Genomic DNA, 14,463 nt, shown 5'->3' with positions numbered 1-14,463 from the left:
GGGACGGATGTCAAAGGCCGCGTGGCCGGAGGACCTGCTCGGTGAGACCGGCCAGCCAGTCCACCAGCAGGGCGAGCGCGACGGTGAGGACGCTGCCGGTCATCAGCACCGGCATGCGGTTGAAGACGATGCCGCTTTCGATCAGCGAGCCCAGGCCGCCGGCGTTGGTGTAGGTGGCCAGGGTCGCGACGCCGACGTTGAGGATGAGCGCGATCCGGATCCCGGCGATCATCACCGGCACGGCCAGCGGCAGCTCGATCTTCAGCAGCACCTGCAGGGGGCTCATCCCCATGCCGCGGCCGGCGTCGATGACGGAGCGGTCGACCTGCCGCAGGCCGATCATCGTGTTGCGCAGCACCGGCAGGGCGGCGTAGGCGACCAGGGCGATCACCGCCATCGCGAACCCGACGTCGAACAGGATCGCCAGCAGCACCAGCACGCCGATGGACGGGATCGCCTGGCCCGCGTTGGCCAGCGCGAGGACCGGGGCGGCGAGCAGCCGGGCCCGGCGGCGGGTCAGCAGCACCCCGAGGGGGACCGCGATGACGATGACCGCGGCGGTCGACGCCGCCACCAGGCGCACGTGCTCGACCGTCCGGGCGAGGATCTCGTCGGTCGCCAGCAGCCGCGCCTCGATCGAGTCGAGGTGGGCCGTGTGCAGATACCCGAACATGCCCGCCACCAGCGTCACCGCGATGGCGGGCAGGGCCCACCCGCGGACCGGGGCGCCCGCCTCGACGGTCACCGTGTCGGCGGCGCTCACCGCGGCTCCCCTTTCGCGCGGGCCGCCGCGAGGAGCAGGTCGCGCAGCGTCAGCGAGCGCTCGCCGCGGCCGTTGCCGCCGACCACCATCCTGTCGGTGCCGGACTCGAGCATCTTCTCCAGCGCCGCGTACACGGTGTGGTCCTCGGTGACGCGCACCGCGCCGTCGGACGGCGGGGTCCCTCCGCCGGGGATGTCGGCCACCCGCAGCAGCCCGAGCCGGCGGATCGCGGCCCCGGACCCGACGAAGGAGCGGACGTAGTCGTCGGCGGGGGCGGACAGGATCTCCAGCGGGGTGGCGAACTGCGCCAGCCGCGAGCCCTCACCGAAGATCGCGATGCGGTCGCCCAGCTTGAGCGCCTCGTCGATGTCGTGGGTGACGAAGACGATCGTCTTGCGGATGCGCTCCTGCAGCTTGAGGAACTCGTCCTGGAGCCGGTCCCGGGTGATCGGGTCGATCGCGCCGAACGGCTCGTCCATCAGCATGACCGGCGGGTCCCCGGCCAGGGCGCGGGCCACGCCCACGCGCTGCTGCTGCCCGCCGGACAGCTGCTTGGGGTAGCGGTCCCGGAACACGGCCGGATCGAGGCCGACCAGGTCGAGCAGCTCGTCGACGCGGTCGCGGATCCGGGCCTTGTCCCAGCCGAGCAGCCTCGGCACCAACCCGACGTTCTGCGCGACGGTCATGTGCGGGATCAGGCCGATCTGCTGGATGACGTAGCCGATCCGCCGGCGGAGCCGGTCCGGATCGACGTCGGTGACGTCCTCCCCGTCGATCCAGATGCGCCCGGCGCTGGGTTCGACCAGCCGGTTGATCATGCGCAGGGTGGTGGTCTTGCCGCAGCCCGAGGGGCCGACGAAGACGACGAACTCCCCGCGGCGGATGTCCATCGACAGCGCCGAGACGGCGTCGGCGGACTGGCCGGGGTAGCGCTTGGCCAGGCCTTCCAGGCGGATCATCACGTCGGGCGGGGGAGTGCTGGGGGTGGGGTCAGTCATGGAGCCCTCGCGGAGTGGTGAGCCGGCCGATGAGAACGAACAACAGGTCGAGGGTCAGCGCGACGAGGACGACTCCGGCCACGCCGCTCATCGCCTCGTTGAACGCGTTGGCGCCGCCGATGCGGGACAGGCCCCGGAAGATCAGCTCGCCGAGTCCCGGACCGCGGACGGCCGCGCCGATCGCCGCGATGGCCACGACCATGATCGTCGCCACCCGGATGCCGTTGAGGATCACCGGCCAGGCGAGCGGCAGCCGCACCAGCATGAGCCGCTGCCGGGACCCGAGGCCCATGCCCCGCGACGCGTCGATGACCGCGGGGTCGACGGTCTCCAGACCGGTGACGGTGTTGCGCAGGATGGGGAAGACCGCGTACACGGTGAGCGTCACCACGGTCGGTGCGAGCCCCAGCCCGAGAACGGGGATGAGCAGGCCGAACAACGCGAACGACGGAATCGTCAGCAGCGTGCCGGTGACCGCCAGCAGTGCCCGCCGCACCCGGGGCGCGCGCTCCGTCGCGAGGCCCAGGCCGACACCGATGACCGCGGCGATCGCGACGCTGAGGAGCACCACCTCCACGTGCTGCACGGTGAGGAACGCGATCCGGTCGCTGTTGCGGTCGACGTACTCGAGGAAGGACATGGCGGCGCCCCGTCTCACCCGGTGCCGGCGGCGGTTCCGCTCGCGAACGCCTCGGCCAGGAAGCCGTCGATGAGGTCCACCACGCGGCGGAAGGTCGGGTCGTCGTCGAACATCCACTCCGTGTGGCCCTTGCCCTCCAGCAGCTCCAGCCGCTTGGGCTCACCCGCCGCCTCGTAGAGGTCCCGCGCCTCCTCCGGCAGGTGCAGCCGGTTCTCCGCGCCGTGCACGATGAGCAGCGGCCGCGGCGCGATCTGGTGCACGACGTCCACCGGGCGGAACCGCAGCAGGTAGTCGGCCGACTCCAGGGTCACGCCCGAACCGAACCCCGGCGCCTTGTACAGCTCCTCGTCGACGTAGGCGTCGGTGCGCCGGTCGAGGTCGAGGCGGACGATGTCCCACGGGGAGGTGATCTCGGAGCGGCCGTGCGCGGCGCGGTGGGCGCGGTCCGCGGCCACCCGCTTGAGCAGGCTCTTCCACGACTCCTCGTCGTGCATGTTCCGAGTGGACCGGTAGCCGTCGGCGATCCCGTTGCAGGCGATCACCGCGCGGACCCGGGGGTCGTCGGCCGCCGCGGCGATGACGGCTCCTCCGCCGAGGCCCCAGCCGAGCAGCGCCACCCGTCCGGGGTCGAGGTCGGCATGCCCGGTGACCCGGTCGACCGCGGCGCGCAGGTCCTCGGCCCACTCCTGGGGCACCAGGCGGCCGCGCTCCCCTTCGCTGAGGCCGAAGCCGCGGTAGTCGAACGCCAGGACGGCGTAGCCCCGCGGGGTCAGCGCGCGGGCGAACCGCTCCGGATGGATGACCTTGAGCCCTTGGAATCCGCTGGCCGGGATCACCACCGGGTACGGCGCGCCCGCACCGTCCCCGTCGGGAAGGTGCAGGTCGGCGTCGAGCCGATGGCCGTTGCTGAAGAAGGGCAGAGGGATCGTATGCATGCGTACTCCTGATCAGCAGGGCTCCAGGCGGTGCGGCCCGGATGGACGGGACGAGACGGCCTGCGAGAGGTGGGCCGCGGCCGCCGCGACCTGCTGGCCGACCGCGGTGAGCCGGTCCTGCAGGCGATAGGCGGGCGCCGAGACGTTGAGCGCGGCGATGATGCGGTTGCGGAAGTCCCGCACCGGGGCGGCCGCGGCGACGAGGTCCTTCTCGAACTCCCCGTCCACGACCGCGAAGCCGCGGCGCCTGGCCTCGTGCACGCGGCGCAGCAGGTCGTCGACGTCCTTGGGCGCCTTCGGGCCGAACCCCGAGAACGGCACGTCCGCGAGCAGTTCCCGGATCTCGTCGTCGGAATGGTCGAGCAGCAGCGCCCGCCCGGACGACGTGCAGTGCACCGGCGACGTGCGGCCCACCCAGCCGACCACCTCGATGGTCCGCCGCGAACTCTCCGAGAGGATCGTGAGCGCCTCGCGACCGTGCAGGACCGTCAGATGGACGCGCTCCTGCGTCACGTCGGACAGCCGCCGCATCACCGGCGGAGCGAGCAGCAGCAGCCGCTGGTCGCCGGCCCGCGCCGCCAGGGTGAACAGCCGCCAGCCGAGCCGGTGCCGTCCGTCCGGGCTGCGTTCCACCAGCCCCAGCTGGACGAGCGGCCGCAGGCCCCGCGACACGATCGACTTGTCGCGTCCGAGAGTGCGCGCCAGCTCGGCCACGGTCATGCCGTCGCCGCAGCTCAGCGCCTCGAGGACCGCCAACAGCCGGGCCGCTGATGTGCGCTCCGTCTCACTCATGCCTAGCGATGGTGGAGGAGCGTTACCGATCGCGCAACGGACTATTGCATTCAATGCAACGGCAATCGCCTAAACGGGGCGAACGAATCGCATCCACCCCGTTATGGACTCCGCTCCGCCACGAGCGCCCAGGTCGGTGCGCTTCGGCTGGTAGAGACGACCACGTCGCGGAGCGCGACCCGTCAGCGGCACCGTATCCCCCGCCTGCGTCGACGCAGACGGCACCCACCACGCAGCCGTGCGCGACCGTCGCCTGACGGTGACGAGCACCGAAGCCGAGCACATGCCGGTGTCGTCTGCGACAGCAGCCGGGTTCCGGCTCGCAAGGAATGCGGGACACCGGCCCAGCGTGGGTCGGCCACATCAGCGCATGTGACGCACTACCGCCTGACGGTGCACCGCCGGCGGAACGATCGCCCGCCCCGGTGGACGCGCCTCGCCGGATCAGAGCCGGGACCAGTCGAGAATCAACCGGGCCAGTTCTTCGCCGCGGTCCTCGGGGAGGAAGTGCCGGGCGCCGGCGACGGTGACCAGCGTCGCGTTGGGGAGGGCGGCGGCCAGCCGCTCGCCGTAGCGGATCGGCTGGAAGGGGTCGTCCTCGCCCCAGACGACGAGCACGCGGCACTTGAGCCGCTCCACCTCGTCCATCACCGTCGACAGGTCCTCGGTGCGCAGCGCGCGGGCGGCGCGCAGGTAGGCGGCGCGGCCTTCGCGTCCTTCGAAGGGGGCGGCGTACATCGCGGCGAGCTCGGGGGTGGCGGCGGCCGGGTCGCCGAGCCCTTTGACCAGCGACTTCCGCAGCCCGGCGGCCAGGTCGATGCTTTGGATGCGGTCGTCCCAGCCGGGGTCGCGCAGCCGGGCGATCGTCGGCTCGGGGAAGGAGTCGTAGGCGACGGTGTCGACGAGCACCAGCCCGGTGACGCGGTCGGGCGCGCGGACGGCCAGCAGCTGCGCGACCCCTCCGCCGATGTCGTGCCCGACGACCAGCACGTCCGTCAGGTCCCACTGCTCCAGGAGCGTGTGCAGCAGCCCGGCCTGCACCGGAAGCGTCGGCGCGGGCTCGGCGGGCTTGGCGGACTCGCCGTAGCCGAGCAGGTCCACGGCGATGGTGTCGGCGCGCTCCGCGAGGCGGGGCTGGACGTGCCGCCACAGCAGGGACGAGGTCGGGATGCCGTGCAGCAGCAGCACCGGTCGTCCCCGTCCCCGGCGGCGCAGGGCGAGCCGGTGTCCGTCGACGGTCACGTAAGAGAGGGGAGGCGTCGTCACGGTTCAGTCCTCCTGCGCCCGGGCGCGGTGCTTGGCGGCCTTCGCGCGGTTGCCGCAGTACTCCATGGAGCACCACTGGCGGCGTCGGCCCTGCGAGGTGTCGACAAAGATCATTCGGCAGTCGTCGGCGGCGCAGACGCGCAGCCGGGCCCGCCATTCCTCGTCGCCGAGGCGGTCGAGCAGGTCGCGGGCGAGCAGCGCCATCGCCGCGGTCCCGGACAGCGCGTCCGGCGGCCACCGCACCTGGACGCGGCCGTCGCGGACCTCCACCCGCCGGGCGGGCGCGTCCCGCGCGGCGGCGGCGTTCACGGCCGCGACCGCGTCCGGCGCGGGAACGCGCTCGTCGATCACCGCGGCGACCACGGCGTGCATGGCCTCGCGCAACGCGCGGATCCGGTCGAGCAGGTCCGCGTCGACCTGTGCGGCGGAAACCGGAAGGCCCATGCGGCGGAGCCACTCGGCCAGCCGCTCGGTGCCGTCCAGACGCTCGACCGGCCGGTCGCCGCGCCGGCCCACCGTGGCGAGCAGGTTCAACGACGGGGCGCCCGCGTCGAAACGCAGGTCCCGCATCTTCCGGGTCACCCGGCGGGCGCGGGGCCGTCCGCCCTGGCCTTCTGGACCTGCCACGCAGTCATGGTATCCCATTGAACCGGTTACTCAAGAGGGAGCGCGGTGCCGACGAGTCGGAGCCTGGACGCGGCGCTGCGGGCGCCGGCGGCAGGCGTTCCAACCCGGGCCAGTCGGTGCCAGCGCCGTACACCGGTCGCCGCCGGTACATGGGCGCCTCGTTGGCGGCGTCGGTCGTGCCCGGCCCCTCGGCCAGGTCCTCGCCGCCTGCGACGCGCTGGCCACCGACGGGGCGGACGCCCCGCCCCGGGACGCGGGGGCGCGCCGCACTGCTGCCCGACGCGCCCCGCCCGGCCGCCCCGTCTACCGGGCGGACCGTCGACGTCGTCACGAGGCAGCGCGCTGGTCGCCACGTCCTACAGGCCCGAGGAGCGTTCTCTGGCCCAGGGGGTCGGCGAAGGCCTCACCATGCTGAGCCTGGCGGGCGGCGCCCTGTCGGCAGGGGTCATGCTCGACCTCGTCGGGTGGCGGTGGACCAGTGCGGCAGCGCTCGTCCCGCTCGCGGTCTGCCTGGGCGTCTCCGCTGCCTACGCCGTCCACAACAGGAAGGTCCGCGCCAACGTCGAGCGTGGACGAGACACAGCGAGGGTCATGGACTAGGCGCGACACGGTATGCGGTAGCGGAACCACGACACCGCCCCTCTGCACACCCTCGGCCGCCGTGCGGGCTGTCCCGTTAGCGTTCGTGCTGCCTGAGCCTTCCGCCGTTGGGTTGGGGGCCGCACCGGCCAGGTTCTGCTGGTGTGGTACTCACGCCGGCCAGTCCGGTGCTCGGTCACAGGCGAACCCCGGAACCTGCGGCGGTCTTCGTCGGTTCGCGTTTGATGCCACGCGGAGCATGCGGGCGTCCGCGTAGGGCCGTGACGCTGCTGGAGCAGTCGCAGTGTCGAGGCCCTCGTCGGGCAGGCTGAGGCTGTCAAGGCCGCATTCCAGACGGGCGGATTCTGGCGTCGGCTGGCGCCCGTGCTGCGGTCCACGCCGAGATTCGCAGGGACGGCCACCGCAGACGGTGCCGGATTCGAGTGTCCGCCCTACAGGTCTACCGTTCGGCCCGGCCGGTATACCTCAGGACCTGCGGGCGGTCGCCGCCCGGGAGCCGGCCGGCCCATTCGACGGCCTCCTCATGCCTCACGACGTCGTCGGAGGGTGCGGGGGCGATGTGGGCGGCGGCCAACGGCGGCAGGCGGTGCAGGCCGCCGATGCGTTCGTGCAGCTCCCGCCACTGATCCGGGTTCAGGGCCAGGTAGCGCAGCCCGTCCAGCTCCGCGATCGCGTCCAGGCCCGTCACGCCGGCCTTGGACAGGTCCAGGCCGTCGATCGCCGGCATCGTGCGCAGCGGGGCCAGGTCGATCGGTTCGGCCAGTGTCGTCTCCAGCGCGATCACCCTCAGGGTCGGGTGGCCCGCCAGCGGCGTGAGATCGGTTCGTGCGGTCTTCAGCTGCAGGGACTCCAGGGGCAGGTCGCGCAGCGGTGCGAGGTCGCAGACGGTGCTGTGCACCAGCAGCTCGCGCAGCATGGGGGCGTCCCGCAGCATCTCCAGGTCCACCCGCTTGCCCTGCCAGATCAACATCCGCTGCAGCTCCGGGGTGATGTCGTCGCGGGCGAGGTCGGCGGCCTGGCCCCGCCACTCACGGGCCGCCTCCGCCCGGCCGAACTCGAACTGCTCGCCATGCAGCGACAGCGTCATCTCCTGGACGTCGGCGTCGAAATCGCCCCGGTCGAGCGCCGCGAGCTGGTTGCGGATCAGAGTCGTCACCGAATCGGCCACGTACTCCGCCCCGTCGCCCCAGGAGCGGCCGACGAGGATCACCTGACCGGGCCGTCCCTCGGGTCCCGGGCTCATGTCGACCGCGAGATAGCTCTGATCCGGGCCGTCGCAGAAGGGGATCCAGGCCGGATGGCACTTCACCCGCCGCACGGCACCGGGCGGGCTCGCGTCGCAGACCACCTCCTTCCAGCCGAGCTTCCAGCCAGGCCACCATCCGATGACCTCGCGCATGTTGGTCAGCGCGCCGTCCAGCCAATCCGGCGGCAGCCAACTCCAGGGGTAGAACGCCCGGTAGTCCAGACCCCACGCCTGTTCGTACGCGGCCCGCAGATCGGCCGGGAGCGTCACACCCGTGCGGCGCTCCAGGGCGTCGAGGTGCCGCCGAATGTCCGCCGGGCTGTCGGGACGCTCCTCGTCGGTGCGCAGACGCTTGCCGAATATCGCGTACACCCGGGACAGGTATTCGCGGATGAGCCGTCCGACCTCGTCGGGATCGCCCGCCTCCGAGGGGTCGCGCGGCCCCGTCTCATCAGGCTCGGATCCGCGGTAGGGCGGCGGGCGGTGCCCCGGATCGAGGATGGAGAAGTAGCCCCGATCCTTGGCGACCAGTCCAGTGTCTTCGCGGATCGACACGGCCGCCTCGTAGTCGCCGTCCGGCCGCACCGTCAGTTCGATGTCGAAGCCCGCGTCGTCCTCGCCGACCAGGTTGATGAGCGTCATCACCACCTCGTCGTCGAGGTCGGCTGTGCGGCCTATCCGGCCGTCCGCGGTGTCGTAGGTCAGGCTCGTCGAGCTACAGCCTGGGGTCGCCTCCACCTTGTAGACGGCACGGCTCCACTCGGCCGGGGCAGCGGCCAAGACGCTCCTCGCCATGGAGGGGAACAGACGGTTCAAGCGCGGATCCGGTTCAGCGGGCATCAACGCTCCTTGCAGCCCATAGGGCGAGACGACATCCCTGACCTCTCGTCACGGACGATGCGCGGGCACCACCGGTTCCGGCCCCGTGGGACCTTCGTGAATTGTTGGACGCTGAGGGATGCCGCCGGGCATTTGTTCGGAAGGTCTTATCGGTGTCGCTGTGTCCATCCGTACGGGTGCCTCAGCAGACGGACGCGGCAACTCAACGGCGACCTGAGGCCCGGTGGCGCGTCGCCTGGAGCGGCGCCGCGGTAGCCGTGCGCCCGGCGACCACCGCGAGAATCACGGTCGGCGATCGTCTCGGCCGGAAGCTGCTGACGGCTCGTTCCCCGTGTGCTCGACGGCCCGGGGCCCGGGCTCGATCTCCACGGTGCACAGGGCGTTCGCCACGAGCTCGCGGGCGTATGCGGCGTCCAGTCGGCCGGGGCGGAAGAGGATGCGGTACATGATCGGCGCCACGACGCGGTCGATCACCAGTTCCCGGTCGGGCACCGGCTCCCCCCGTTGCGCCGCACGGGCCAACACGGTGTCGATCTGCTCCGCGGCGTACGCCGAACACTGACCGGCATTGGTGCCATCGGGGTCGCCGACCAGGGCGTCCCGGATGTAGGCGCGCCCGGGCGGCGAGGCCATCTCGTCGAGGAACTGCTCCGCCCACGCGTCGAGATCGGCCCGCAGGCTTCCGAGATCAGGCGGCTCGCCTTCCGGGCGCAGCCGTTCGACGGCCACGTCGGATAGCAGTTCCTGCAGGGTTCCCCAACGACGGTAGATCGTGGAGGGGGTCACGCCCGCCCGAGCGGCCACCATCGGGACCGTGAGCGCCTCGCGGCCCACGTCCTCGAGCAGCTCACGCACCGCCGTATGAACGGACTCCTGGATGCGCGCGCTGCGCCCGCCGGGGCGGACCATGGGCCTCGGGCTCATGCGGTCCACCTTAATGCGCATTTGTTGCTTCAAGACGGTGGTCGGTGTCGGGTGACCCGCAGGGCTGTGCATCCGAATGCCCGAGTACGGCGGACGCCCCCGCGGCGACGCGACCGCATGCCGGCTGGAACGTCCGCCTCTTCTCAGGCGGCGAGGGGAGCAAGCCGTCCCGCGCCGGCCACGGACTCCTCGTAGACGCGGCCCACACGCAGCACGGTCGCGTCGTGGAAGGGACGCGCCATCAGCTGCATACCGATCGGCAGTCCGGCGCCGTCGTGACCGACCGGCAGGGTGAGGGCCGGAACACCGGTGATGTTCGCGGGTGCACAGAGACGGACGTAGCCGTCCGACACGGTCTCGGTCGTGCCGTCGGCCCACTCGACGGCTTCCCGCCCCTTCTCGACGGCGGTCATCGGCACCGTCGGTGCGGCGAGGACATCGATCCCATCGAACATGCGAGCCCAGGCGTCTCGCATCATGGTGCGGGCCCGCTGGGCGCGCAGGTAGTCGCCCGCCGAGGTGAGTGCGCCGGCCTCCAGCAGGACGCGGACGTCCGCCGCGTACAGGTCGGGGACGGCTCGCAGCGACCGCTCGTGGTACGCCGTGGCCTCGGGAACCATCAGCCCCCACTGAACAGCCTGGATGTAACGCGCCATCGGAATCTCGACGTCGACCAGCTCCGCCCCCAGCTCCGCCAGCCGCTCGATCGCGCCGCGCACGGACTCCTCGACCTCGGGCGAGACCCGGTCGAAGTAGTGGTTCCGCGGTACGCCGACCTTCAGCCCCCGCAGGTCGCCGCCTCCCGCGAAGGCGTCCGGCTCGGGGGCGGGCACGCTCGCCGGGTCGCGCGGGTCGTGGACGGCGATCGCCGACAGCACCAGCGCGACGTCCTGGACAGTACGGGCCAGAGGGCCCACATGGTCCAGGGACCAGGACAGCGAGGTCACACCTGTTCGCGGGACCAGGCCGTAGGTGGGTTTGAGGCCCACCACGCCGTTCAGTGCCGCGGGGACCCGAATGGAACCGCCCGTGTCCGTGCCGATGGCGAACGTCGCCGTGCCTGCGGCGACGGCCGCCGCCGAGCCGCCGCTCGACCCGCCCGCGACCCGGCTCTGGTCCCAGGCGTTGTTCGTCCGCGGAGTCGTCAGGCCGTAGGCGAACTCGTGCGTGTGGGTCTTGCCCAGGAGGACGGCCCCGGCGGCGCCGAGCAGTTCGGCCACCCGGCTGTCGCGTTCGGCCACGTGCCCCGCACGGACGCGCGAGCTCGCCGTGGTGGGCATCCCCGCTACGTCGATCAGATCCTTGAGGGCCATGGGGATCCCGTGCAGCGGCCCGCGCGGGCCGCTCTCGGAGATCTCCCGTTCGGCGCGGGCGGCCGCGGCCAGGGCAGCGTCGGCGGCGACGGTGACGTAGGCGCCCAGCCGTCCTTCGACGGCGGCGATACGGGCGAGCACCGATTCGGTGAGTTCGACGGGGGACAGCTCGCGTGCGCGCACCGCACGGGAGGCTTCGAACAGCGACAGCTCAAACGGTTGCATCGGCGTCCTCCCGTCCGGCTCGGTAGGAGGACGCGGGAGGGGTCTCTCCGAAGTCGAGCTCGCGCAACGTGCTGATCACGGAGTGGATGTGGGCGGCTGTCCTGGCCACTGCTTCATGTCGGTCGTCCGGCAGGGGGAGCCCCGCCCGCAGCGCCCCTCGGGCCGCCTCTTGGGGGGTGAGTTCGCTGGTCATGGCTTCCTTCGGGATCGGTACGGCGCGACGGGCCGGGGCCTCGTCCAAGACCGCCGACCCGTAAACGCAAATGATTTGCTTTAAGGGAGCGTAGGGCCTACGGTGGCTTAAAGCAAACCAGTTGCTTTAAGCGCAGGAAGGGCTCTCATGCCGTGCGTCCTTGCGGGGCTCGGCCCCCGCACCTCCCCATCCGGACGCCTGCCGTTCGCGTTGCACGCCTCGATCCTGATCGCGCTGCTCGCCGCGTCCAGCGCGCCAACCCCGCTGTACCCCCGCTACCAGGCCCAATGGCGGTTGTCGGCTCTCGACATCACCGTGGTCTTCAGCGCCTACGCGCTGGCGCTCCTGATCGCACTGCTGACGACCGGGACCCTTTCCGACCATCTCGGACGCCGCCCCGTGCTCTTGGGCGCGCTCGCGGTCCAGATCGCCTCCATGGCGCTGTTCGCGACGGCCGGCGGCCTGACCGCCCTGATCGCCGCCCGCGTGCTGCAGGGGATCGCGACCGGGGCGGCGACCAGCGCGGCCGGTGCGGCTCTCCTCGACCTGGACGACCCCGCCCGTCCGGGACGCCCCGCGCTGGCCAACAGCATCGCTCCGGCGACGGGCATGGCGGTCGGCGTCCTGTCGGCCGCCCTCATGGTGCGCTTCGCCCCTGTTCCGACGCTCACGGTGTACGCCGCCCTGATCATCGTGTTCGCCGCGCAGGCCATCGCCCTTGTCTTGACGCCCGAGACCGTCCGCCGCCGTCCCGGGGCATTGCGTGCGATGCGGCCCCACCTGGCCCTGCCGTCGGCGGCCGCCCGCACTCTCCTCCTCAACGGCGCCGGCATCGTCGCCGTCTGGGCATTCGGCGGCTTCTACTCGTCCCTGGGACCGGGCCTCACACGGCTCGTCTCACCCGGCGGACCCGAATACGCCGACGGCATGGTCTTCTTCACCCTGACTGCCGTCGCCGCCCCGACGGTGTACTTCACGCGCAGGATGCGTGCCGAGGTCTCCGCTCTTCTCGGGAGCTCCGCGATGATTCCGGCGGCCGTCCTGACCCTGGGTGCCGTCCATTTCTCTGGCCCCGTACTCCTCTTCGCCGGGGCGGCACTGGCCGGGTTCGGCTTCGGAGCCGTCTCTCAGGGGACGCTGCGCGCGGTCGTCGCCTCGGCCCCCGTCCGACAGAAAGGCGGCACGCTCGCCTCCTACTACGTACTCAGCTACCTGGCGATGAGCCTGCCCGCCATCGGCGCCGGCGCGCTCGCCGCCGACATCGGATTGCGTGCGGCAGCAGTGGCCTATGCCGGCTGCACGGCCATATTGGCGACCGTCGCGGTCGCGACGCTCACCGCGCAGCTGCGTCGGACACCGTCCTGGAAGCCCACCCTCGTCCGGCAACGAGCAACTGCACATCCGCTTCAGATATCTCCGTCCCCGCAACCCTCAACAGCTAAGGAACGCCGTGTCCACCTCATCGCAAACGACCAGGTCCGCTACTCCCTTTTCCTGGACGGTGGGAGACCTCACCGTGCGACGCATCGACGAAGTGACCCTGCCGCCTCAGACCGGTCCGTGGCTGCTGCCCGAGGCGACCACCGAGCTCGTCAGTCGGACACCCTGGCTGAGCCCTGAATTCGCCGACGAACAAGGCGTCCTGCGCCTGACCAGCCACAGCTTCGCCATCGAGGTGGACGGCATGCGGGTGCTGGTGGACACCGGCATCGGAAACGGCAAGCCGCGCGCCAACCCCGCCTGGCACAACCTCAACACCGACTACGAGGCACGGCTGCGCGCTGCCGGCTTCCCGCCGGAGAGCGTTGACGTCGTGGTCCTGACCCACCTCCACGCCGACCACGTGGGGTGGAACACGCGCGCCCAGGGTGACGCCTGGGTGCCCACCTTCCCGAACGCGCGCTATCTCACCTCACGCACCGAGTGGACCTACTGGGCGGGTGTCGACATGGAGGAGGCCCGTCGGCAGATGTTCCGGGACTCGGTCCACCCCGTACGGGAAGCGGGTCTGCTCGACCTCATCGATGTCGCGGACGAGGGCACGGACATCGCGCCAGGCATCCGTTTGCTGCCCGCCCCTGGCCACACACCGGGGCAGGTGGCGGTGGAATTGAGCAGCCGCGGCGAGACCGCACTGATCACCGGCGACAGCATCCACCACCCGGTCCAGATGGCGCATCCGGAGCTCTGCAGCTGTGTGGACATCGCTCCCGAACTCGCGGCCAGGACCCGCAACCAGCTGCTCAGCTCACTGGCCGGAACGTCGACTCTCCTGCTGGGAACCCACTTCCCGCCGCCGACCGCCGGACACGTGCAACGCGAGGACGGTGGATACCGACTGATACCGGCCCCCTCACGGGTCACGCCCGTCGGCAGCTGAAGTGGACCACAGGGCCACGGACTCGGTGCCGGTGCGTCCGCTCAGCGCCCAGTCGATCGCGCGGCCGAGCGTCCGCACGGTCCGCGGGTCCGCGATCGACCGGCACGTCTGGGCGATCCGCTCGTGCCCCGACGCGGGCGCGACGCGCCCGGACGGCACGCGTGCGGCGCCCCCGGAGGCCGCGACGTCCGCGGCCGTGCCCCCCTGCCGTGCCGCTGTGCAAGACGAGCACGGCGCCGGCCAGCGCCAGGACCGACCCGGCTGATCGCACACCTGGTGATATGCCACCACGGCAGTGATCACAGAGGAGGTTCTGGCAAGCACCATCCGTGACATCGGCATGCAACTCAGGACGTGCCCCGCAGCGCATTCCTGCGGGTGACGTCCGGGTGGCCGCAACGGACGACCGGATGCGGCGGCGGGCCTCCTTTGCTCGGGACCCACTTTCCACCACCGACCGCCGTACACGTGCGACGTGAGGACGGTGGATATCGACCGGTTCCGGATTCCTCAGGGGTCACGCTCGTCGGCGACTGAAGCGGATCTCAGCACCAGGACGTGCCCCGCAGCGCATCCGTGCGGGCGACGTCCTGGTATCCGCGACGGACGCGCGGGTGCAGCCGTGAGACTCCTCCGGCATGCGCTCAGTCATCATCGATGGCGCCGGACGACGTAATGACCGATCACCTGCCTGCACCCCCTTCGCGCAAGCCGGCTGTCG

The 14,463-nt window shown here is 71.6% G+C and carries 12 protein-coding genes; 2 read left to right on the top strand and 10 right to left on the bottom strand.

What is annotated here, in order from left to right; genetic code table 11:
- Window positions 1-10: 10 nt before the first annotated feature.
- The 10 genes from AR3_RS04995 to AR3_RS04945 form a co-directional block, all read right to left on the bottom strand.
- The gene (locus tag AR3_RS04995; protein ID WP_067909112.1) at window positions 11-763 is read right to left on the bottom strand and encodes an ABC transporter permease; all 753 of its coding nucleotides are present in this window, start codon (window positions 761-763) and stop codon (window positions 11-13) included.
- Window positions 760-1,761 carry an ABC transporter ATP-binding protein gene (locus AR3_RS04990; RefSeq protein WP_106258537.1) on the bottom strand — a complete coding sequence of 334 codons (1,002 nt, stop codon included), beginning with the start codon at window positions 1,759-1,761 and terminating at the stop codon, window positions 760-762. Before AR3_RS04990 ends, AR3_RS04995 begins: the two co-directional genes overlap by 4 nt.
- Window positions 1,754-2,401, bottom strand: coding sequence for an ABC transporter permease (locus AR3_RS04985; protein ID WP_067909109.1), 648 nt, complete (start codon window positions 2,399-2,401; stop codon window positions 1,754-1,756). The genes AR3_RS04990 and AR3_RS04985 overlap by 8 nt, the downstream gene beginning before the upstream one ends.
- A 14-nt stretch (window positions 2,402-2,415) precedes the next feature.
- Complete coding sequence (locus tag AR3_RS04980; RefSeq protein WP_067909106.1) at window positions 2,416-3,336, bottom strand: alpha/beta hydrolase; 921 nt, start codon at window positions 3,334-3,336, stop codon at window positions 2,416-2,418.
- A gap of 12 nt (window positions 3,337-3,348) precedes the next feature.
- Window positions 3,349-4,128 (bottom strand): IclR family transcriptional regulator, encoded by a 780-nt coding sequence (locus AR3_RS04975; RefSeq protein WP_067909103.1) that lies wholly within the window; start codon window positions 4,126-4,128, stop codon window positions 3,349-3,351.
- A gap of 444 nt (window positions 4,129-4,572) precedes the next feature.
- The gene (locus AR3_RS04970; protein ID WP_067909100.1) at window positions 4,573-5,370 is read right to left on the bottom strand and encodes an alpha/beta fold hydrolase; all 798 of its coding nucleotides are present in this window, start codon (window positions 5,368-5,370) and stop codon (window positions 4,573-4,575) included.
- 27 nt (window positions 5,371-5,397) lie between these two features.
- On the bottom strand, window positions 5,398-6,021 hold the full coding sequence (locus AR3_RS04965) for a CGNR zinc finger domain-containing protein (protein ID WP_169803786.1): 624 nt from the start codon (window positions 6,019-6,021) through the stop codon (window positions 5,398-5,400).
- A 1,039-nt stretch (window positions 6,022-7,060) separates the two neighbouring features.
- A complete protein-coding gene (locus tag AR3_RS04955; RefSeq protein ID WP_067909091.1) occupies window positions 7,061-8,647 on the bottom strand; it encodes an SMI1/KNR4 family protein in 1,587 nt (528 codons plus the stop codon).
- 342 nt (window positions 8,648-8,989) lie between these two features.
- Complete coding sequence (locus tag AR3_RS04950) at window positions 8,990-9,631, bottom strand: TetR/AcrR family transcriptional regulator (protein WP_083950952.1); 642 nt, start codon at window positions 9,629-9,631, stop codon at window positions 8,990-8,992.
- A gap of 143 nt (window positions 9,632-9,774) precedes the next feature.
- Window positions 9,775-11,169 carry an Asp-tRNA(Asn)/Glu-tRNA(Gln) amidotransferase GatCAB subunit A gene (locus AR3_RS04945; RefSeq protein WP_067909088.1) on the bottom strand — a complete coding sequence of 465 codons (1,395 nt, stop codon included), beginning with the start codon at window positions 11,167-11,169 and terminating at the stop codon, window positions 9,775-9,777.
- A gap of 340 nt (window positions 11,170-11,509) precedes the next feature.
- Between AR3_RS04945 and AR3_RS04940 the strand changes: the two genes are divergently transcribed.
- Both AR3_RS04940 and AR3_RS04935 read left to right on the top strand, forming a co-directional pair.
- The gene (locus AR3_RS04940; protein WP_227023095.1) at window positions 11,510-12,982 is read left to right on the top strand and encodes an MFS transporter; all 1,473 of its coding nucleotides are present in this window, start codon (window positions 11,510-11,512) and stop codon (window positions 12,980-12,982) included.
- A complete protein-coding gene (locus AR3_RS04935; RefSeq protein ID WP_227023094.1) occupies window positions 12,879-13,742 on the top strand; it encodes an MBL fold metallo-hydrolase in 864 nt (287 codons plus the stop codon). The genes AR3_RS04940 and AR3_RS04935 overlap by 104 nt, the downstream gene beginning before the upstream one ends.
- Window positions 13,743-14,463 lie beyond the last annotated feature (721 nt).

It is taken from the genome of Actinomadura rubrobrunea NBRC 15275, assembly GCF_001552235.1.
Classification (GTDB): Bacteria; Actinomycetota; Actinomycetes; order Streptosporangiales; family Streptosporangiaceae; genus Spirillospora; species Spirillospora viridilutea.
The sequence above is the reverse complement of the archived record's forward strand: the minus strand, read 5'-3'. Positions and strand labels throughout refer to the sequence as shown.

Bases quoted from the DNA above. Each gene is read 5' to 3' on its own strand.
- AR3_RS04950 (WP_083950952.1), bottom strand. From the start codon at position 9,631: ATGAGCCCGAGGCCCATGGTCCGCCCCGGCGGGCGCAGCGCGCGCATC.
- AR3_RS04975 (WP_067909103.1), bottom strand. From the start codon at position 4,128: ATGAGTGAGACGGAGCGCACATCAGCGGCCCGGCTGTTGGCGGTCCTC.
- AR3_RS04985 (WP_067909109.1), bottom strand. From the start codon at position 2,401: ATGTCCTTCCTCGAGTACGTCGACCGCAACAGCGACCGGATCGCGTTC.
- AR3_RS04945 (WP_067909088.1), bottom strand. From the start codon at position 11,169: ATGCAACCGTTTGAGCTGTCGCTGTTCGAAGCCTCCCGTGCGGTGCGC.
- AR3_RS04940 (WP_227023095.1), top strand. From the start codon at position 11,510: ATGCCGTGCGTCCTTGCGGGGCTCGGCCCCCGCACCTCCCCATCCGGA.
- AR3_RS04990 (WP_106258537.1), bottom strand. From the start codon at position 1,761: ATGACTGACCCCACCCCCAGCACTCCCCCGCCCGACGTGATGATCCGC.
- AR3_RS04980 (WP_067909106.1), bottom strand. From the start codon at position 3,336: ATGCATACGATCCCTCTGCCCTTCTTCAGCAACGGCCATCGGCTCGAC.